Origin of the sequence: Carboxydothermus islandicus, from assembly GCF_001950325.1 — a bacterium.
Taxonomy (GTDB): Bacteria; Bacillota; Z-2901; order Carboxydothermales; family Carboxydothermaceae; genus Carboxydothermus; species Carboxydothermus islandicus.
In genome coordinates, this window is record NZ_BDJL01000061.1 from 1 (window position 1) to 304 (window position 304).

The following is a 304-nucleotide window of genomic DNA, read 5'->3' on the forward strand; positions in this document are numbered from 1 at the left end:
AGGTAGAAGTATGAGGAGACGGGAGAAGAAGGAAAAGAAACAAACGATAAAAATAGTAGATATATTAAGGGAACACTGGGAAGAATTTTTCCGAGTGTATGGGGAAAAGATTCCCAAAGACATGAGAGAAAGTGTAATAGAAGCTGTAGAAAAAGCAATGAGATGTGGAGATCCTCAGTATGGTTATGTGGAATATGTATGTGTAAAATGTAACGGGAAAGAGAAAAAGAGAGTAGGGTTTACGTGCAAAAGCAGATTTTGCAATCGATGCGGAAAAATATACATAGAGAAATGGGTAGAAAAG

The 304-nt window shown here is 36.8% G+C and carries 1 protein-coding gene; it reads left to right on the forward strand.

All coding sequences use genetic code 11. From position 1 onward, the window contains the following. On the forward strand, positions 1 to 304 hold a 304-nt coding region (locus ciss_RS09010; RefSeq protein ID WP_174574972.1), incomplete at both ends, for a transposase zinc-binding domain-containing protein.